The organism is Bradyrhizobium diazoefficiens USDA 110 (assembly GCF_000011365.1).
Classification (GTDB): domain Bacteria; phylum Pseudomonadota; class Alphaproteobacteria; order Rhizobiales; family Xanthobacteraceae; genus Bradyrhizobium; species Bradyrhizobium diazoefficiens.
Genome location: NC_004463.1, coordinates 1,180,752 through 1,199,477, shown reverse-complemented (window position 1 = coordinate 1,199,477; position 18,726 = coordinate 1,180,752). Strand labels below are relative to the sequence as shown.

Here is an 18,726-nt window from a genome sequence, read left to right as displayed (position 1 = left end):
TAGTTTCATCGCTCGGCGATTTCACACTCCGATCAGGCTGTTATCGCAATGTTGGATCTGGAACTGATGGGATGAGCCTCGCCTACCGCGCCGATGGCGGTACGTTCCCTCCCCCCTTACGGGGAAGGGAACGAGAGAGCGATGGCCTCACGCGAACCAAGGACTCAAGCCGCCGGCTGGCTCCGCGAGACCACCCGGTCGCGCAACCAGGCGCCGATGGTGCAGCCGACCAGGTAGCAGGCGAACATGATGAGGCCGAGGTCGAGCCAGTAGCCGAAGCGGCCGGGGACCACATGCGCGAGCGAGGCCGCGACCAGCGCTACGGCGAGCGCGGCGAGCCAGCGCGCGGTGACCTTCGAGGTGCCGTTGCCGCGCTGGACCACCGAGATCCAGCCCATGCAAAAGCCCAGCACCAGCGATCCGATCAGCCAGCCCAGATGGAACGAAACGAGATAGGGCATCGTCACCTCACCAGAAATTCGATGCGGCGGTTCTGCGCCTTGCCGTCGTCGGTGTCGTTGCCGGCGACGGGCTGCGTGCTGCCGTAGCCGATCGCGGTGAAGCGGCTGGCGGGCAGGCCGGCCTTGACCAGATAGTCGATCACCGCCTGCGCGCGCTTCTCCGAGAGTGCCTGGTTGAACGCGTCCTCACCGTCGGCATCAGTGTGCCCGGCGACGTCGATATTGGTGGTGGGACAGCGCAGCGCCGTCTCGATCAGATGGTCGAGGATTCCCGCCGAGTCCGGATCAATGTCGGCGCGCTTGGTGGCGAAGCGGATCTTGCCCTTATTCAGGAGCTCGGAGAACAATTGCTGGCAGACGGTGCCGTCGACCGGGCCTGCCGCGGGCTTCACCGTGATTTCCGGCTTGTACTGCCAGTTTTTCGGGAAGTCCTTGCCAAGGCCCGCGCGGATGTCGTTGCCGGCGCCTTCATAGAGCGCATCGCCCGACAGCTTCACCTCGCGATCGGACACCACGAGCGTGCCGGTCGACAGCCGCGACAGCGCCCCGAGCGCTGCGACCACGGCGGGGTTGAAGGCGCCGGGGGCGCCGAGGCTGGCCTTGAGATTGTCGACGACCTTCTCGTTGAAGAATTTTCGCGACGCGCTGGTTGCGATCGCCGCGTGGACGTTGTTGTCGGGAACATAGCCGGTCAGCGTCACGGTCGCGGCAACCGGATCCTTGTAGGCCTGGAAGATATAGGGCGGCGCCTTGATGTCGTTGGCGGCGATCAAGAACCCTTCCGGCAAGTTCTTCAGCGCAGCCGCGATCGCCTCGCGTCCGCCGAGATCGCGCGCCATGCCCGACAGGTTGATCTTGGTGTCGGAGATCGTGATCTTGCCGTCCTTGAGCTTGCCGATCTGGTCGAGCAGCAGCATCGCGGCGGCCTCGAAGCGCGGCGGCGCGCCACGTGCCAGCCCCATCTGATCGGCGACCTCGACGCCGCCGACCTCCTTGCGTGCCGCCTCCGTCAGGCGGGCCTTGATCGACGGCAAGGGCGCGGAGCCCGACAGCGTCACCCGCACCACGTCACGCTCGGCGTTCCAGACGAAGGGTTTTGCCTCGGCAACGAGACGGGTCCGGTCGTCGACCAGGCGCACGCCCGGGACAATCTCCACCGCCATTACCGCGTCCCGGCGCCCTTCCTCGGAAAAGGCGTCCGCGGCCAGGCTGACATCGCGGCCGTCCACCGCGATCCGGGTCTTGTCCAGAACGGTCTCCTTGAGCGCCGCCGAGCTGCGGGCGGACAGGTCCGCCTCGACCGGTAAGGTGTTATTCCAGGCCGCAAATCCCCACATGACGGCCAGGGGGATCAGCCCTGGCCACCATTTGCTGGCCCACCTGAAAAGCTTCTGCATTCGACGACCCGAACTCTGGAACCGGAGACAAAACAAACCCTTGGCAGGCTGTCAAACCGGAAATGGCGGCCCTCGCAAGGCCTTTGCGTGGACAATTGGAATAACTTTTTCTTCAAGGGTTCTTCCGTAAGTTGAGGACGGAATGCCAGAGTCCGCCAGCGGGTCATGAAACAACTTCGTAACAACGTCATCCGCGCCGGGCTGGGAGCACTCTATTTCAGCGGGGCGCACCACCTGTTGCGCCCGCTTTTGTCGGGCGTCGGCGCCATTTTCATGCTTCACCACGTGCGGCCGGCTCGCGAGGCCACGTTCCAGCCGAACCGACATCTCGAAGTCACTCCGGATTTCCTGCGCGCGACGCTGAGCCATCTGCGCTCGCGCGACATCGACATCGTCAGCATGGACGAGCTGCATGAGCGGCTGGTGCAGGGCAGGTTCACCCGCCGCTTCGCCGCCTTCACCCTCGACGACGGCTATCGCGATAATCTGGACTATGCGCTGCCGGTGCTGCGCGAATTTGACGCGCCTTTGGCGGTCTACGTCGCCAGCGATTTCGCCGAGGGCACGGGGCGGCTGTGGTGGACCGCGCTGGAAGCCGTGATCGCCAGGGCCGAGCAGATCGAGGTGCAGATCGGCAATTCCGCGCTGCGGCTCGACGCGACGACGCCTGCCGCGAAACAGGCGGCGTTCGACCGCCTGCATGACTGGCTGCGCGCGCTGCCGGGCGAGCACGATCTCGCGCGCGAGATCGCAGCGCTCTGCGCCAGGCACGGCGTCGACATGGAAGCGCTGTGCCACACCCTCTGCCTGTCCTGGGACGGGGTGAAGCAGCTGGCCGCAGACCCGCTGGTCACGATCGGCGCGCACTCCATCAGCCATTGCAATCTCGCCAGGCAGAGCGAGGAGATCGCCGCGCAGGAGATGGCGGTGAGCCGCACGCGGATCGAGCGGGTGCTGGCGCGTCCCGTGCTGCACTTCGCCTATCCCTATGGCGACCGCGAGGCGGCCGGGATGCGCGAATTTGCGCTGGCCGCATCGGCCGGCTTCAAGACCGCGGTGACGACGCGGCCCGGCATGCTGTTCGCCGAGAACGCCGGCCACATGACCGCGCTGCCGCGCATCTCGCTCAACGGCAACTACCAGGACACGCGGATCCTGCCGGTGCTGACCTCGGGCGCCGCGACCGCGATGTGGAACGGCTTTCGCCGGATTGCGGCGGCTTAAGTTTCTGTCGTCCACCGCTGTCACCGCAATCTCTGCCGTCGTCCTGGCGAAGGCCAGGACGACGACAAGATTGACTCCCTCCCCCTCCCCGCCCAAAACGAGCGCCACCAAAGGGAGGTACCATGTTCAACGATCTGTTCTCGCTCAAAGGCCGCATCGCACTCGTGACCGGCGGCTCGCGCGGCATCGGCAAGATGATCGCGGCGGGCTTCCTCGCGCAAGGCGCGGCGAAGGTCTACATCACCGCGCGCAAGGCCGGCCCGTGCGAGGCGACGGCGAAAGAGCTCTCGGCTCTCTATGACGGCGAGTGCATCGCGCTGCCGATCGACATCTCGACCGTCGAAGGCTGCGACAAGCTCGCCGGCGAAATCATCAAGCTGGAGCCGAAGCTCGACATCCTCGTCAACAATGCCGGCGCCGCCTGGGGCGCTGAGTTCGACGAATTCCCGGAAAGCGGCTGGGACAAGGTGATGGACCTGAACGTCAAGTCGCTGTTCTTCCTGACCAAGGCGCTGGCGAAGCCGCTGCGCGCGGCGGCAAGCGCGGAACGTCCGGCCAAGGTCATCAACATCGCCTCGGTCGACGGCATCTTCGTCAATCCGAGCGAGACCTATTCCTACGCCGCCAGCAAGGCCGCCGTGATCCATCTGACCCGGCGCATGGCGACGAAACTCATCAAGGACAACATCAACGTCACCGCGATCGCGCCGGGCGCGTTCAAGTCCGACATGAACCGGGCCGCGCGCGACCATGCGGACGATGTCGCCAAGCGCATTCCGGCGCGGCGCATCGGAACCGACGAGGACATGGCAGGGGTCGCGATCTATCTCGCCTCGCGTGCGGGCGATTACGTGGTCGGCAACACCATCGCCGTCGACGGCGGCGTGGTCTACGCCAATGCCGGGCTGGAGATCGCGGGGTAGGCGTCGCGCGTCAGGGGATTAGGGAGGGCAGGCGGCGGCGCCTCACACTCCGCTGTCATGCCCCGGCTTGACCGGGGCATCCAGTACGCCGCGGCTTCTCGGTATCCTTGCGTTGTCTCTGGAATACTGGATCACCCGCTTTCGCGGGTGATGACAGTCTTCGTATGGCGCGGTCGTCGCGTCTCGCAGGCCGCGCCTACGACTCGATCTTCACGTACTCGAAATCGCCGGGCTTGTTGTCGATGCCGACTTTCGGCGGCGAGATCCAGGAGGCGAACTTGCCGGTTTCGGTGACGGGCTGCATCAGCGAGGTGATGAAGTCGCCGTCGGCTGTCGAAGGCAGCCACTCGTCCTTGCGCTTCGCCCAGGTCGCATCGTCGATCAAAATGCCGTCGGGCGTCGCATGGACGTCCTTGAACTCGCCGATGTGGCGGTGGAAGGCGACGTTGGGCAAGGTCAGCTTGAAGTCGTAGCCCGCGGTCGAGATCACCTTGTTCCAGCGCAGCATGCCCTTGACGCAATCCTGGCTGTAATCGTCGCGCAGGCGCATGTTGAGCGCAGTCAGCGCCGGCTCGTCGACCAGCTTGATCTCGCCGTTGATGAACTTCAGCACCGGATAGGTGGCGTTCTTGAGCTGGTGATCGTCCTCGATCTGGGTCTCGTGATAGCGGCCCTTGATGCCGGCATTGAAGGCGTTGGCCGCGTTGGTCGAGACCTCCGAGCCGAACAGGTCGAGCGACAGCGTGTAGTGCAGGTTCAGCTTCTTCTGGATGGTCGGAAGATCAATGACGCCGAGCGCGCGGACTTTTGCGATGTCGGTGGGATCGGTGATGCCGGCTTCGCGCATCGCATCGCAGGTGCGCTGCACGACGCGGGTAATGCCGGTCTCGCCGACGAACATGTGGTGCGCTTCTTCGGTCAGCATGAAGCGGCAGGTGCGCGACAAGGGATCGAAGCCCGACTGCGCGAGGCTGTGCAGCTGCATCTTGCCGTCGCGGTCGGTGAAGTAGGTGAACATGAAGAACGACAGCCAGTCCGGCGTCGCCTCGTTGAAGGCACCGAGCATGCGCGGCGCGTCCGCATCGCCGGAGCGGCGGCGGAGCAGATCGTCGGCCTCCTCGCGGCCATCGCGGCCGAAATATTTCTGCAGCAGATACACCATCGCCCAGAGGTGACGGCCCTCTTCCACGTTGACCTGGAACAGGTTGCGCATGTCGTAGAGCGAGGGCGCGGTCTTGCCGAGATGGCGCTGCTGCTCGACCGAGGCGGGCTCGGTGTCGCCCTGGATCACGATCAGGCGGCGCAGCATGGCACGATGCTCGCCCGGCACTTCCTGCCAGGCCGGCTCGCCAAAATGCTCGCCGAACGGAACGACGCGATTTTCTTCCTGCGGCGCAAGCAGGATGCCCCAGCGATATTCGGGCATGCGGACATAGTCGAACTTGGCCCAGCCGCGCGGATCGACGGAGTAGGCGGTGCGCAAATAGACCAGCGACTCCTGGAAGCCTTCCGGCCCCATGTCGCTCCACCAGTCCATGTAGCCGGGATGCCAGCCTTCGAGTGCCTTCAGCACCTGGCGGTCTTCGGCGAGGTTGACGTTGTTCGGAATCTTGGTCGAGTAGTCGACGTTCATGATGTTCATGTTCATGGCCGTGCTTCTCCCTAAACTCTTGTCATATCGAATTTCGGCTTCTGGCCGCTGCCGTAACGGCGGAGCGCGCCCTCCTCGCCGACCGCGTTCGGGCGCTGGAAGATCCAGTTCTGCCAGGCAGTGAGGCGCGCGAAGATCTTTGATTCCATCGTCTCCGGGCCGACGAAGCGGAGGCTCGCTTCCATGCCGGTGAGGCTGTCGGGCGAGAAGCTGGCGCGCTCCTCCAGAAACACGCGGACCTCGTCGTCCCAGTCGATGTCGTCGAGCGCGAAGGTGACGAGGCCGAGCTCCTCGGCCTCTTCGGCGTCCAGGCTCGTGCCGATGGTGGCTTCGGCGCGTTCTAGATCGGCCGGGTCGGCCTGGAAGCGAGACTGAAGCCGCGTCAAACCATGGCTCATCGGATACGGGCCAAAATTCATCGCCGACAGCTCGATCGCGGGCGGCGGGCGGTTGTCGCCCTGGCGGGTGCCGATCAGCATGTAGGAACGGTCGGCGGCGAAGACGAGCTCGGCGAGCGTGCCGGCAAAGCAGGAGCCGGGCTCGACCAGCGTCACCAGCGTGCGCGAGGTGACGTCGATACGCTTGAGCACGCGCTTCCAGTAATGCCTGATCTCGTTGACCAGCCAGTGCGCCTTGTTGGCTTCAAGGAAGGCATCGGATGCGAGCACATGGGCGCGGTCGCCATGGCTCTTGAACACCAGCATGGCGATCTCGAGCTCGTTGATGCGCAGATGCAGGATGGCATCGTCGAGCTCGCGCGCGACCTGGAGCGGCCAGAACGCAGCGCCCTGCGCCATCATGCCGTCGATGTCGGCCGGCGCCGCCGCCTCCGGCGCCTTAATCGAGATGGTGGCGATGCGGGCGGCACGATCGACGTCGACGGTGACGAAGCCGTAGCGCAGGCTGGTCTCGTCGATGATGCGCCTGAGCGGCGTCAGCGCAATGCCCTTGCCGCTGCCGCTGCGCCTGGAGGCCGCGGAAAATTCCTTGACGCGCTCGGCGATCTTGCCTTCCAGCTTCGAGTTCGGCGCGATCTCGTCGACGAGACGCCACTGCACGGCGCGCTTGCCTTTCACGCCTTCCTCGATGGTGCAGAAGAAGTCGGCATGGTCGCGGCGCACCTTGCGCTTGTCGACGACGCGGGTGAGGCCGCCGGTGCCCGGCAGCACCGCGAGCAGCGGCACTTCGGGCAGCGCCACCGAAGAGGCACCGTCGTCGGCGAGGATGATGTGGTCGGTCGCGAGCGCGAGCTCATAGCCGCCGCCGGCGGCCGAGCCGTTCACCACGGTGATGAAGCGCTGGCCGGAATTCTCGGACGAATCCTCCATGCCGTTGCGGGTCTCGTTGGTGAACTTGCAGAAATTGACCTTGTGGGCGTGGGTCGAGCCCGCGAGCATGCGGATGTTGGCGCCGGCGCAGAACACGCGGTTCTTGGCCGAGCGCATCACCACGACCTTCACCTCGGGATGCTCGAAGCGCAGCCGCTGGATCGCATCGGCAAGCTCGATGTCGACGCCGAGGTCGTAGGAATTGAGCTTGAGCAGATAGCCCTCGAACAGGCCGCCGTTCTCGTCGACGTCCATGGTCAGGGTCGCGACGTCACCGTCGACCGCGAGCTTCCAGTGCTTGTAGCGGGACGGTTCGGTCTGGAAATCGATGAATGTCGCGCCGCCTGCGAGGCGCCGATCTTCCCCGGCCATGGGCCACCCTTGAGTTCGTCTTGGTTTTAACGTTAGATGCACAATAGTGCATATTTCAGAGCAAGTCTAGTCCTTACCAGCCAATACATGCACTTTGTTTCATGCCAGCGCCTAGGGCCGCACGATGGCGCCGAGTGCGATCCAGTCGGCCTTGGAGAGCTGGGGACGACCGAGCTTGGCCTGGAGCAAGGCCGTCAGCGCAGCAATGGGAAAGCTCTCGACAAAGCCGTCGCCGGCCGCCGCCTTGCGCGAGCTCAGCGCGCGCAGCTCCGCCAGCGCATCGCCAAACAGCCGTGCCGCCGAATGCGACCTTTGCATGCGCAACCGCAAATTCGCATTGGCGATGCGGATGCAGGCCCGCAGCAGAATGCGCTCGCGGCCGCCTTGGGGCGCTGCGGCCCACACCGCCTCCAGCACTTCCTGCGCTTCCCAGAAATAGCCGCGGTCGTTGAGCGCGAGCCCGTAGCGCAGCGCCGGATGGCGCGCCGGCACATGGCCGCGAAACGCCGAAGGCACCAGCGCCTTGGCCATGGCGAGCGTCTCGTAGTCGGCATCGAGCCCGGCCTCGCCCGGCACATAGGCCCATTGCGGCCACGGCAGCGGGCCGCTCGCATTCGGCGGCGCACTCATGCGAGGCGCGCCTCCGCAACATCATGCGGCGCGTCCCTGAAGTCCCTGATCGTCGCGCAGGGCCGCCTTTGCAAATTGCTCAATTGCGTCAAGCGTCGCCCCCGGCGCTTCACGATGCGGGGAATGGCCCGCGCCTGAAATAATTTTCAAATCTACCGGACAGTAACACTCTTCCTGCGCAATTTCGACCTGGCGCAGCGTCCCGTATTGGTCGTCCACGCCTTGCAGGACCATGACAGGGACGCGGATATAGGCGAGGTATTCCGAGATGTCCCAGTCGCGGAATTTCGGATCGAGCCAGGCGCCGTTCCAGCCGTAGAAGGCGTTGTCGACGTCCTTGTGCCAGCGCGCGAGCTTCGGCTTGAGATCGGTGGTCTCATAGGCGGTCTTGATCGCGGCGATGGATTTCACCGAGATGTCCTCGACGATGAAATGCGGCGCGATCAGCACGAGGCCGTTCAGGCGATGATCCTGGTGCGCGCCGGCGTAGATCGTCGCGATCGAGGCACCGTCGGAATGGCCGAGCAGGAGGCCGCGCCTGAAGCCGATCGCATCGAGCAGTTTCGGAAGCACCTCCAGCGCCTCGCGGTGCATGTAATCCAGCGGCCGCGGCAGCGCGACCGGGCTCGACTGCCCGTAGCCCGCACGCGAATAGACGAAGATGCCGGCACCGGTCGCCTCTCGAAGCTGTTCCGGGAAGTCGCCCCAGAGCCCGACCGAGCCGAGACCTTCGTGCAGCATGACGATGGTCGGTGCCTCCGCTGATTGCGGCGCGAGCCATTTATATTCGAGGCTGGCGCCACTGACGCTGAGGAAGCCCGTGGGGGTGAGGTTGGTCATGCTGTCGGTTCCATTCATTCCGTCATTCCGGACAACTCGCAAAGCGAGTTGATCCGGAATCCCGAGATTGCAGTCTGCGGATCGAGATTCCGGGTTCGCGCTTCGCGCGCCCCGGAATGACGAAGCCAATCAATTCGCCCCTTCCCGCAGCTTGAACCGCTGGATCTTCCCCGTCGCCGTCTTCGGCAGCGAGTCCACCACGTCGATCCAGCGCGGATATTTCCACGGGCCGATCTTCTGCTTGACGTGCTCCTTCAGCATCTCCTGCAAGTTCGCGGTCTTCGCGCCCTGACGCAGCACGACGAAGGCTTTCGGCTTCAAGAGGCCTTCCGGATCGGCCTCGGGCACGACGGCGGCTTCCAGCACCGCCGGGTGCGTGATCAGCGCGCTCTCGACCTCGAACGGCGAGACCCAGATGCCGGAGACCTTGAACATGTCGTCGGCACGGCCGCAGAAGGTGTAGCGGCCCTCGGCATCCCTGACATATTTGTCGCCGGTGCGGGTCCACGGGCCCTCGAAGGTGCGGCGGCTCTTGTGGCGCTGGTTCCAATAGCCTTCGCCGGCGGAGGGCGCATCGACCAGGAGCTCGCCGACCTCGCCGTCGGCCACGTCCTGGCCGGCCTCGTTGACGAGCCGCACCGCATAGCCCGGCACCGGCTTGCCGGAGGAGCCATATTTGATGTCGCCGGGCGCATTCGATAGGAAGATGTGCAAGAGCTCGGTCGAGCCGACGCCGTCGAGAATGTCGACGCCGAAGCGCGCCTTCCAGCTGTTGCCCACAGACTCGGGCAATGCCTCACCGGCCGAGGTGCAGATGCGCAAGCTCTTTCCGCCACGCTCGCTCTTCATCGTCTCGTCGTTGAGCATCGCCGCGAACAAGGTCGGCACGCCGTAGAAGATCGACGGGTTGTAGCGGTTCATCAGGTCGAACATGCGCGCCGGCGTCGGGCGCTCGCTGTTCAGCACGACGGTTGCGCCGACCGACATCGGGAAGGTCAGCGCATTGCCGAGACCATAGGCGAAAAACAGCTTTGCGGCGGAGAGGCAGACGTCGCTCTCGCGAATGCCGAGCACCTGCCTGGCGTAGGTGTCCGCAGTCGCCTGCAAGTTCGAATGCAGATGGCGCACGCCCTTGGGCATGCCGGTCGAGCCGGACGAATACAGCCAGAATGCCGGCTCGTCCGGATGAGTCGCGGCGGTGGTGAACTGGTCGCTCTCATCAGCGAGCTCCTCGGCGAGCTGCTTGTGGCCATTCTGCTTGGCGCCGGAGACGACGACATGCTCGAGATCCGGCATGCGGCCGACGACGTCCCTGATGACGGGATAGAGCGCTTCGGAAACGAACAGCACGCGGGCACGGCAGTCGGCGAGGATGTAGGCGTACTGGTCCGCGGTCAGCAGCGTGTTGAGCGGCACCGGCACGATGCCGGCGCGGATCGCGCCCAGGAACACGATCGGGAAATCGACCGTATCGAGCATGATCATCGCCACGCGCTCCTCGCGGCGGACGCCGAGACGGCGCAGCATGTTGGCGGCGCGGCGGCTCTCGCGCTGGAGCTCGCCATAGGTCAGCCGCGAGACGGTGTCGTCGAAGGCGAGCTTGTTGCCGCGCCCCTCCTCGACGTTACGGTCGAGCAGCCAGGTCACCGCGTTATAGGATCCCTCGCTCACGGACTTCTCCCCTGAATTTAGAATTATAATTCATAGAAAGACACCGCGGCGGCTTGCTGTCAATGCCAGCAGGCATTATGTTTCATTAAAACGCGCCGCAGGACATCTGTAAAGAAGGCTCATGACCGACAGTCCCGACGCCGAATCCCGCTTCCTCGAACAGCTCGGCCAGCGTGTGCGCACCACGCGCGCACTGCGCGGCATGTCGCGCAAAGTGCTCGCCAAGGTATCAGGAATCTCGGAGCGCTACATCGCGCAGCTCGAAAGCGGCAAGGGCAATGTCTCGATCGTGCTGCTCCGCCGCGTCTCCGACGCGATGGGCGCGCATCTCGAAGATCTGCTGCCCAGCGCCGATCCGACGCCGGACTGGCAGATGTTTCGCGATCTCCTGCGCAAGGCGACGCCCGCGCAGATCGCGCAGGCCAAGGACGTGCTCGCCGGCGGCAGCGCATCCGCGCCGCGGCGCGCGCCGTTCTGCGGCATCGCGCTGATCGGCCTGCGCGGCGCCGGCAAGTCCACGCTCGGCAAGATCCTGGCGAAGAAGGTCGGCTGGAGCTTCGTCGAGCTCAACAAGGAGGTCGAGCAGCAGAACGGCCTCTCGGTCGCCGAGATCATCGCGCTCTACGGCCAGGAAGGCTTTCGCCGCATGGAGCAGGCGGCGCTGCAACAGCTGCTCGCGCGCAACGAGTTGATGGTGCTTGCGACCGGCGGCGGCATCGTCTCCGAGCCTTTGACCTTCGACCAGATCCTGTCGTCGTTCTACACGATCTGGCTGAAGGCCGAGCCCGAGGAGCACATGGCCCGCGTCCGTCGCCAGGGCGACCTGCGCCCGATGGCGGACGACCGCTCCGCGATGGCCGAGCTGCGCAACATCCTCTTGAGCCGCGAGCCGCTGTACTCGCGTGCGACGGCGGTGGTGGACACGGCGGGCCTCTCCGTCGATGCCGCCGCCGCGCGCCTGATCGACGCGGTGCGCCCGGTGCTCCAGAACGAAGCGCGCAGTTTTGGTCTGCGCAGCGTGGCGCTGTAGGTCGTTTCGAGCTCGCTACAGCTACACACTCCACTGTCGTCCCGGACAAGCGCGCCACAAGCGCGCGCCGATCCGGGACCCATACCCCCAGGGAGAAGTTGTTGCGCGAGCTGGTAACCACGAGTCATCGCAAAACTACCCCCTTTGGTTGGGTCCCGGATCAGCGCTCCGCTTCGCTGCGCTTGTCCGGGACGACAGCAAGGATTTTGCGCGACCTCCAGCAACACTGTATCAACGATCAGCAAGCAAGCCTCGAGACAAATGATGACCGATAGCGACGTCGCAATCTCCATGTTCGAGCGGATCGGCGGCAGTGCCACGATCGACCTTCTGGTCGATCGCTTCTACGAACGGATGGACACGCTGCCGGAGGCGAAAGTCATCCGCGCCATGCATGCAGCCGATCTCGGCCTGATCAGGGACGTGCTGAAGCGCTACCTCACCGAATGGACCGGCGGCCCAAGACTCTATTCCGTCGAAAAGGGACACCCACGGCTGCGCCAGCGTCACATCGGCTTTGCCATCGGTGATGCCGAACGCGATGCGTGGCTCACCTGCATGCGCGGCGCGCTGGAGGAGACGGTCGCGGACGCTGCCGCGCGGCAAGACCTCGACAAGGCGCTGTCCGGCCTCGCCGACTGGATGCGCAACCGCTAGCCACCACACGGGCAAGGCCGGGCGCGCCGTCCACTTGGAGGGGCACCGCTGCGGCGCTATGCTGCGCGCGATGGACGCTGCCGCAAACCCCGATGTCATCCGTCGGCCCGCCTCGCCACGCCTTGCGCGGCTGGTCTCCAGCATCTCGTTCTATCGCGAGCGCGGCGTCGGGTTGGCCGGCTTCCGGCACGCGGCGCCGCTTGCGCTGCCTCTTCTCGTGAATTTGGGGACACCCTTCCGCATTGCGCTTGGGCGCGAGCCGGATGTTGCCGACGCTCAGCCGAGTTTCGCGGCTGGTCTCTTTCCCGGACCGGTCCTCATCGAATCCGATGGCCGCGCCGAATGCGTTCAGGTCGATTTCACCCCGCTTGGAGCGTATCGCTTCTTCGGAGGAGCAGTGCCGGATCTGACCGCGCGCATGGTCGGTCTGGGCGACATTCTGGGACGGGATGGCGAGAACCTCCGCGCCAGGGTTGCCGAGGCGGTCGGATGGCAGCGACGATTTGAGATCGTGGAAGACTTCGTGCTTCGTCGCGCTGTGCATGAGCCCTCGCCGGCGATCGCCTTCGCCCTCGATACGCTCTGGCGACGGGCAGGCGCGGTCCGGATCACCGAGCTTGCCACCGACATAGGCTGGAGCCGCAAGCATCTCACGCGCCGCTTCCACAACGAGATCGGCGTACCGCCGAAGACAATGGCCCAGATGCTGCGCTTTCATCGGGCCTGCTCACTGGCCCGCACGGACGGGACAGGCGGCTGGGCAGCCGTCGCGGCAGACGCCGGCTATGCCGACCAGGCGCATCTTGCCCGCGACTTCCGGATATTCAGCGGCGAGACGCCGACCGGATGGGCCGCGCGGCTCGATTTTGCGGATCCACGCCTGATGCGGGACGGCGGCGGGTAGCGTCTGGTCCCATTTGTTCAAGCCCGGCTGGCGGGATCCGAACTAGGCTTGGCGTTGCAATAGACCTGGATAATTTCCTGGATAATTTCCTGGATAATTTCCTGGAGAATTTCATGAACCAGCAGAATGGCTATGAAGCACCGCGCCTGTACCACACCATGCGCTGCAAGGATCCGGAGGCGATGATCGCTTGGCTGAAAAACGTTCTCGGCTTCGCCGAACGCGTGGTCTATCGCAAGGAGGGCACGGTCGTTCACGCCGAATTGGCATTTGGATCATCAATCCTCATGCTCGGTGCGCATCGCGATGATGCGTACGCAAAGCGGGTCGGCGACATCGGCGGCCACCGTACGGATGCCATTTATCTGGCTGTCGATGATCCCGACGCACTCTATGAGAAGGTGAAGGCGTCCGGTGCGACGATCGAAATGGAGCCCTACAATACCGATTATGGCAGCCGCGATTTCGCGGCGCGCGATCCCGAGGGCGGCCTCTGGAGCTTTGGAACCTATTGGCCCAAGGTCGGCGAAGAGTCGCTGCCGGGATAGGCCAGACGGTTGCTTCGGATGCCGCTCGGTGGGCGGGGCAATGCTCAATCGAGCCCGCAAGAGCGATGCGGCTGCGAACCCGTCCGGCTCTTCAGACCGACCAGTAATTCGGATGCGGGTAGGACCGCGAGCGGTCGCCCCAATCGAACTCGTCGCCATCGAACTCGCATGGACCGCTGCTGAACTCGTCCATCGTCAGCTCGACCTGGAACGCCTGACGGCCGCGATCGTATTTCAGCGCGCTCCACTGCACCGGATAATGGTGATGAGCACCGAGCAGCCCGCCGGTCTTGATCACGGCATAGGCGACCATTCCGCTGACCTTGTCGAGCATCAGCCGCTCGATCGTGCCGAGCTTCGTGCCGTCGCGCCCGTAGACGGCGACGTGCTCCACGCGATCACTGGGAACCATGGTGTGTTGCATGGCATCCTCCCTGTTCTCTTGTGCCGCGCGCATTATAGCCTGCCAGGCAGGAAGAGCGAAGTGCGCTGTAGCTACAGCAACTGCGAACGCACTGCTTCGGCGCCCTCGCGCAGCAGCGGCAGGAAGCGGTCGATCAGCTCCTGCGCCGGCACGCGGTCGACATGGGCGCCCATGTTGACGGCGGCGACGATCACACCATCGTAGCGCCGCACGGGAACCGAGATCGAGCGGAAATGCGGCTCGGCCTCGCGATCGACCAGCGAATAGCCCTGCGCACGGTCGGCCGTAATGCGCGCGAGCAGCGCCTTGGGATCGGTCACCGTCTGCGGCGTCAGCGCTTCGCGCGTCATTGTCTTCAGGCGCGGGGCGAGCTCGGCATCATCGAGCTGGCCGAGCATGGCGCGGCCGACCGACGTGCAGAACGCCGGCAGGCGGTAGCCGATCTCGAGCCCGCCTGAAAACATCCGCGCCGGACTGCTGCGCGCGACGAACACGACGTCGTCGCCATCGAGCACCGCGAGCGATGAAATTTCATTTGCCGCGGTCGCAACGCGATCGAGCACCGGTTGCAGAACCGCGACGAGCTGGTTGGAGCGCAGATACGAGGCCGCAAGGGTCAGCACGTGCGGCGTCAACGTGAACAGCTTGCCGTCACCACCGACGAAGCCGCCACGCTGGAGCGTGAACAGCATCCGCCGGGCGGTGGCGCGCGGAAGATCGGCGGCGCGGGCGAGGTCGCTCAGGGTCATCGGGCCGACCGTCGTGCCGAAGCATTGAAGCAGGCGCAGGCCGCGATCGAGGCTTTCGACGAAATCCGTCGCACGCTCATCGGTCTCGCTTCGCTTCAGCTTGGGCATGGCGTCGGGACTTTCCTGCAAAATAGTGCTTGCTGCCGATCCTAGGCATGTCATAATTCGCCCATTCGTTCAATAGGCGAACAAACGCCACTCCGAGATATGGGATGCACTCGCCATGATGAGCCAGGAGCAGAACGACCTGATCACCCGCACCGGGCCGAAGGACCCCTGCGGAAAGCTGATGCGGAGCTACTGGCAGCCGACGGCGCTGGTCGACGAGCTGGAAGGCGCGCGGCCGATCCGCCCCGTGCGACTGCTCGGCGAAAACCTCGTGCTGTTCCGCGACGAGCGAGGGCGCTACGGCCTGATCGATCGCCATTGCGCGCATCGCGGCGCCGACCTCGCCTTCGGGCGGCTCGAGCATGGCGGCCTGCGCTGCGCCTTCCACGGCTGGCTGTTCGACGCCACCGGCCAGTGCATCGAGACGCCGGCAGAGCCGAAGGATTCAAAGCTCTGCCAGAACATCCGCCAGCGCTCCTATCCTGTCGTGGAGAAGAGCGGCATCCTCTGGGCTTATCTCGGCGAGGGTGAGCCGCCTGCATTTCCCGAGATCGACTGCTTTGTCGCGCCTGATACTCACACGTTCGCGTTCAAGGGCCACATGGCCTGCAACTGGCTCCAGGCGCTCGAGGTCGGCATCGATCCCGCGCACGCCTCCTATCTGCACCGCTTCTTCGAGGACGAGGATACCTCCACCGCCTACGGCAAGCAGTTCCGCGGCGCCTCCGCGGGCAGCGACCTGCCGATGACGAAGATCCTGCGCGAATACGACCGTCCGATCATCAATGTCGAGCACACCGAATACGGCCTCCGGCTGATCGCGCTGCGCGAGATCGACGAGGAGCGCACCCATGTGCGCGTCACCAACCAGCTGTTCCCGCACGGCTTCGTCATCCCCATGAGCACGGAGATGACGATCACGCAGTGGCACGTGCCGGTCGACGACGAGAACTGCTACTGGTACGCGATCTTCACCAGCTACACGAACCCCGTCGACAAAAAGAAGATGCGCGACCAGCGGCTCGAGCTCTATGAGCTGCCCGACTACAAATCGCGCAAGAACAGCGGCAACGACTACGGCTTCGATCCGCACGAGCAGCAGACCGCGACCTATACCGGCATGGGCAACGACATCAACGTCCACGACCAGTGGGCGGTGGAGTCGATGGGCGCGATCCAGGACCGCACCAAGGAGCACCTCGGCCAGAGCGACAAGGCAATCGTGCAATACCGCCGCCTGCTGCGGCAGGAGATCGAGAAAGTCGGCGGCGGCGAGAAGCCGATGCTGTTCCTCGACGAGGCCAACGCGCGCAGCATCCAGGGACCGGCGACCATGGACGGCATCGGGCCGACGCGGGGCTGGGAGACCTACTGGATGGAAGTCGACGTCAAGCGCCGCCGCGGCGCGCCGTGGACCGCGCCGGTGCCGAAGGAGATCGACGGCAAGGTGCATCGGCTGACGGCGGCGGAGTGATTTTTGGGGCATCGTCATTCCGGGGCGATGCGATAGCATCGTACTATGGTGCGCACTTGCGCACCTGAGAATCTCGAGGTTCCGGGTCTGGTCCTTCGGACCATCCCGGAACGACAGCTATCGGGGAGCAATAGCAGTGACTTTCGTCGCGCGTCATGCGCTGTGGTCGGATGAACAGAAGGACGCGGCGCAACGCATGCGCCGCATCGTCGAGGAGAAGAACCTCGAGGTCATCCGCCTCGCCTTCCCCGACCAGCACGGCATCCTGCGCGGCAAGACCATCATCGCCGCGGAGGCGATCGCCTCGCTGGAGAGCGGCTGCTCCATCACCACCACCATGCTCGCCAAGGACACCTCGCACCGCACGGTGTTCCCGGTGTTCACATCGGGCGGCGGGTTCGGCATGAAGGAGATGGAGGGCGCAGCCGACGTGCTGATGGTTGCCGATCCCACCACCTTCCGCGTGCTGCCATGGGCGCCGACCACGGGCTGGGTGCTGTGCGATCTCCATTTCAATGACGGCCGCCCCGTGCCGTTCGCAACGCGCGGGCTTTATCGCAAGGTGCTCGATGAGCTTGCTGGCCGCGGCCACGATTTCGTCGCCGGGCTCGAGGTCGAGTTCCACATCTTCAAGCTCGACGATCCGCATATGCGTGCGGAGGACGCCGGCCAGCCCGGGACGCCGCCCTCGGTGAGCCTGCTCAGCCACGGCTACCAGTACCTCACCGAGCAGCGCTTCGATCAGATGGAGCCGGTGCTGGAGATCCTGCGCCGCGACGTCGTCGCACTCGGCCTGCCCTTGCGCTCGGTCGAGGTCGAGTTCGGGCCAAGCCAGTGCGAGTTCACCTTCGCGCCGAGGAAGGGCCTCGAGCCCGCCGACAACATGGTGCTGTTCCGCTCGGCCGTGAAGCAGATCGCGCGGCGCCACGGCTATCACGCCACTTTCATGTGCCGCCCCAAACTGCCGAACCTGTTCGCGAGCGGCTGGCATCTGCACCAGTCGATCGTCTCGCGCACCAGCGGCGAAAACCAGTTCATGGCGCAGGCAGGCGGCGAGCCGCTCAGCGCGTTCGGCCGCGCCTACCTTGCCGGCCTGCTCGACCACGCCCGCGCGTCCGCCGTGTTCACCACCCCGACCATCAACGGCTACAAGCGCTACCGCTCCTATTCGCTGGCGCCCGACCGCGCGATCTGGGGCCGCGACAATCGCGGCGTGATGATCCGCGTGCTCGGGGCTGCCGGCGATGCCGCCACGCGCCTTGAGAACCGCATCGGCGAGCCGGCTGCCAATCCCTATCTCTACATGGCCTCGCAAATCCTCTCCGGCCTCGACGGCGTCGATCGCAAGCTCGATCCCGGCCCGTCGGCCGACACGCCCTACGAAACCAAGGCGCCGCTGCTGCCGAAGTCACTGCGCGATGCGGTTGCGGCGCTGAAGGAGGATCCGTTCTTCCGCGAGAAGTTCGGTGCGGAGTTCGTCGACTACTACACCCACATCAAGAACGCCGAGATCGACCGCTTCCTCGCCGAGGTCACCGACTGGGAGCACCGCGAATATTTCGAGATGTTCTGACACCCCTCTCGACGGGCGGCCTTGGGGAGCACCATAGCGCACGGCTCACGCCGCTGTGAGGCGACTTCGTCCCGCCTGTTCCGACGACATCTCCCCACCATCCGACGAAGCCATTTTCCTCCCCCCTCGAAAACAGCCGGAAAGACACGGGGTCTAGAGTCCCTGCCGATGATCAACAACGGAGTTCGGTCATGTTGGGTCGATTGTTCAGTCTGATCTATCGCTTGTCCTGCCGGGCCACCCTGATCGAAATCGGCACGCACCACCTGTCGCGTTAGGCGCCGGCGCGTGCGAATTGGGTAAGACATATTGGCCAGATAACGGGGGTTCTCATGCGCAAGCTGATCCTGATCGCCGTGATGTCGCTGGTCGCAACCGAGGCCTATGCCGGTGGTCCGCGGAGCCTGAGCCTTGCGGCAACCAATTCGAACCAGCAGGCCACCGAGCCGCCGGCCGCGACGGCAACCGTGCCGGCGCAGACGACGCAGGCTCCGGCGGCAACGCAGGCGCCGAATCTGCAGACGGCGACGACCGCGCCGACCTCAACACCGCCAGCCGCAATCACTGCTACGACGCCGCCGACAGCAGCCGCACCGGTCGCGACCGGCCCGGTTGCCACGCCCCCCACTCAGTCCACTGCCGCACCGGTGGCCAGCACGACCGAAACGGCGAAGCCAAAGCGCCGCCAGCCGTCCACCGAGGCCCGCGTGATCCGCGAGCTGCACCGGCATGGGATTTATTGGTGATTGGTTCGCACCCCGG

18 protein-coding genes are annotated in these 18,726 nt (G+C 65.0%); 9 read left to right on the top strand and 9 right to left on the bottom strand.

Annotated features, from left to right (window positions below):
- Positions 1–164: 164 nt before the first annotated feature.
- Both BJA_RS05490 and BJA_RS05485 read right to left on the bottom strand, forming a co-directional pair.
- On the bottom strand, positions 165–461 hold the full coding sequence (locus BJA_RS05490) for a hypothetical protein (protein WP_028172731.1): 297 nt from the start codon (positions 459–461) through the stop codon (positions 165–167).
- Between the two features lie 2 nt (positions 462–463).
- Positions 464–1,858 carry an OmpA family protein gene (locus BJA_RS05485; RefSeq protein WP_011083904.1) on the bottom strand — a complete coding sequence of 465 codons (1,395 nt, stop codon included), beginning with the start codon at positions 1,856–1,858 and terminating at the stop codon, positions 464–466.
- 165 nt (positions 1,859–2,023) lie between these two features.
- Between BJA_RS05485 and BJA_RS05480 the strand changes: the two genes are divergently transcribed.
- Complete coding sequence (locus BJA_RS05480; RefSeq protein ID WP_011083903.1) at positions 2,024–3,082, top strand: polysaccharide deacetylase family protein; 1,059 nt, start codon at positions 2,024–2,026, stop codon at positions 3,080–3,082.
- A gap of 122 nt (positions 3,083–3,204) precedes the next feature.
- Positions 3,205–4,005 (top strand): SDR family NAD(P)-dependent oxidoreductase, encoded by an 801-nt coding sequence (locus tag BJA_RS05475; protein WP_011083902.1) that lies wholly within the window; start codon positions 3,205–3,207, stop codon positions 4,003–4,005.
- A gap of 196 nt (positions 4,006–4,201) precedes the next feature.
- Here BJA_RS05475 and boxB read toward each other — a convergent pair whose 3' ends face one another.
- The 5 genes from boxB to BJA_RS05450 form a co-directional block, all read right to left on the bottom strand.
- Positions 4,202–5,653 (bottom strand): benzoyl-CoA 2,3-epoxidase subunit BoxB, encoded by a 1,452-nt coding sequence (boxB, locus tag BJA_RS05470; protein WP_011083901.1) that lies wholly within the window; start codon positions 5,651–5,653, stop codon positions 4,202–4,204.
- A 14-nt stretch (positions 5,654–5,667) separates the two neighbouring features.
- On the bottom strand, positions 5,668–7,356 hold the full coding sequence (gene boxC / locus BJA_RS05465) for a 2,3-epoxybenzoyl-CoA dihydrolase (RefSeq protein WP_063921378.1): 1,689 nt from the start codon (positions 7,354–7,356) through the stop codon (positions 5,668–5,670).
- A gap of 111 nt (positions 7,357–7,467) precedes the next feature.
- Positions 7,468–7,986, bottom strand: a complete 519-nt coding sequence (locus BJA_RS05460; RefSeq protein WP_011083899.1) for a DUF309 domain-containing protein — start codon at positions 7,984–7,986, stop codon at positions 7,468–7,470.
- Positions 7,987–8,007: 21 nt separating this feature from the next.
- Positions 8,008–8,826: an alpha/beta fold hydrolase gene (locus tag BJA_RS05455; protein ID WP_171463734.1), complete on the bottom strand. Its 819-nt coding sequence runs from the start codon at positions 8,824–8,826 to the stop codon at positions 8,008–8,010.
- 129 nt (positions 8,827–8,955) lie between these two features.
- Entirely contained in the window at positions 8,956–10,497 is a 1,542-nt protein-coding gene (locus BJA_RS05450; protein WP_011083897.1) for a benzoate-CoA ligase family protein, read from the bottom strand.
- Positions 10,498–10,618: 121 nt separating this feature from the next.
- Between BJA_RS05450 and BJA_RS05445 the strand changes: the two genes are divergently transcribed.
- From BJA_RS05445 to BJA_RS05430, 4 genes are all read left to right on the top strand, one after another.
- Positions 10,619–11,527: a helix-turn-helix transcriptional regulator gene (locus BJA_RS05445; protein ID WP_011083896.1), complete on the top strand. Its 909-nt coding sequence runs from the start codon at positions 10,619–10,621 to the stop codon at positions 11,525–11,527.
- 264 nt (positions 11,528–11,791) lie between these two features.
- The gene (locus BJA_RS05440) at positions 11,792–12,184 is read left to right on the top strand and encodes a group II truncated hemoglobin (protein WP_038965250.1); all 393 of its coding nucleotides are present in this window, start codon (positions 11,792–11,794) and stop codon (positions 12,182–12,184) included.
- 58 nt (positions 12,185–12,242) lie between these two features.
- Complete coding sequence (locus BJA_RS05435; RefSeq protein WP_011083894.1) at positions 12,243–13,088, top strand: helix-turn-helix domain-containing protein; 846 nt, start codon at positions 12,243–12,245, stop codon at positions 13,086–13,088.
- Between the two features lie 113 nt (positions 13,089–13,201).
- Complete coding sequence (locus BJA_RS05430; RefSeq protein ID WP_038965247.1) at positions 13,202–13,636, top strand: VOC family protein; 435 nt, start codon at positions 13,202–13,204, stop codon at positions 13,634–13,636.
- Between the two features lie 91 nt (positions 13,637–13,727).
- Here the strand turns inward: BJA_RS05430 and BJA_RS05425 are convergent, their stop codons facing one another.
- Together BJA_RS05425 and BJA_RS05420 are read right to left on the bottom strand one after the other, a co-directional pair.
- The gene (locus BJA_RS05425) at positions 13,728–14,060 is read right to left on the bottom strand and encodes a PRC-barrel domain-containing protein (protein WP_028172723.1); all 333 of its coding nucleotides are present in this window, start codon (positions 14,058–14,060) and stop codon (positions 13,728–13,730) included.
- 71 nt (positions 14,061–14,131) lie between these two features.
- On the bottom strand, positions 14,132–14,917 hold the full coding sequence (locus BJA_RS05420) for an IclR family transcriptional regulator domain-containing protein (RefSeq protein WP_011083891.1): 786 nt from the start codon (positions 14,915–14,917) through the stop codon (positions 14,132–14,134).
- 115 nt (positions 14,918–15,032) lie between these two features.
- Here BJA_RS05420 and BJA_RS05415 point away from each other — a divergent pair, with 115 nt between their 5' ends.
- The 3 genes from BJA_RS05415 to BJA_RS05405 all read left to right on the top strand — a co-directional run bounded on the left by BJA_RS05415 (position 15,033) and on the right by BJA_RS05405 (position 18,710).
- A complete protein-coding gene (locus BJA_RS05415) occupies positions 15,033–16,391 on the top strand; it encodes an aromatic ring-hydroxylating dioxygenase subunit alpha (RefSeq protein WP_011083890.1) in 1,359 nt (452 codons plus the stop codon).
- Between the two features lie 136 nt (positions 16,392–16,527).
- Positions 16,528–17,964, top strand: a complete 1,437-nt coding sequence (locus BJA_RS05410; RefSeq protein WP_011083889.1) for a glutamine synthetase family protein — start codon at positions 16,528–16,530, stop codon at positions 17,962–17,964.
- 332 nt (positions 17,965–18,296) lie between these two features.
- Complete coding sequence (locus tag BJA_RS05405) at positions 18,297–18,710, top strand: hypothetical protein (RefSeq protein ID WP_011083888.1); 414 nt, start codon at positions 18,297–18,299, stop codon at positions 18,708–18,710.
- The last annotated feature ends 16 nt before the right edge of the window (positions 18,711–18,726 follow it).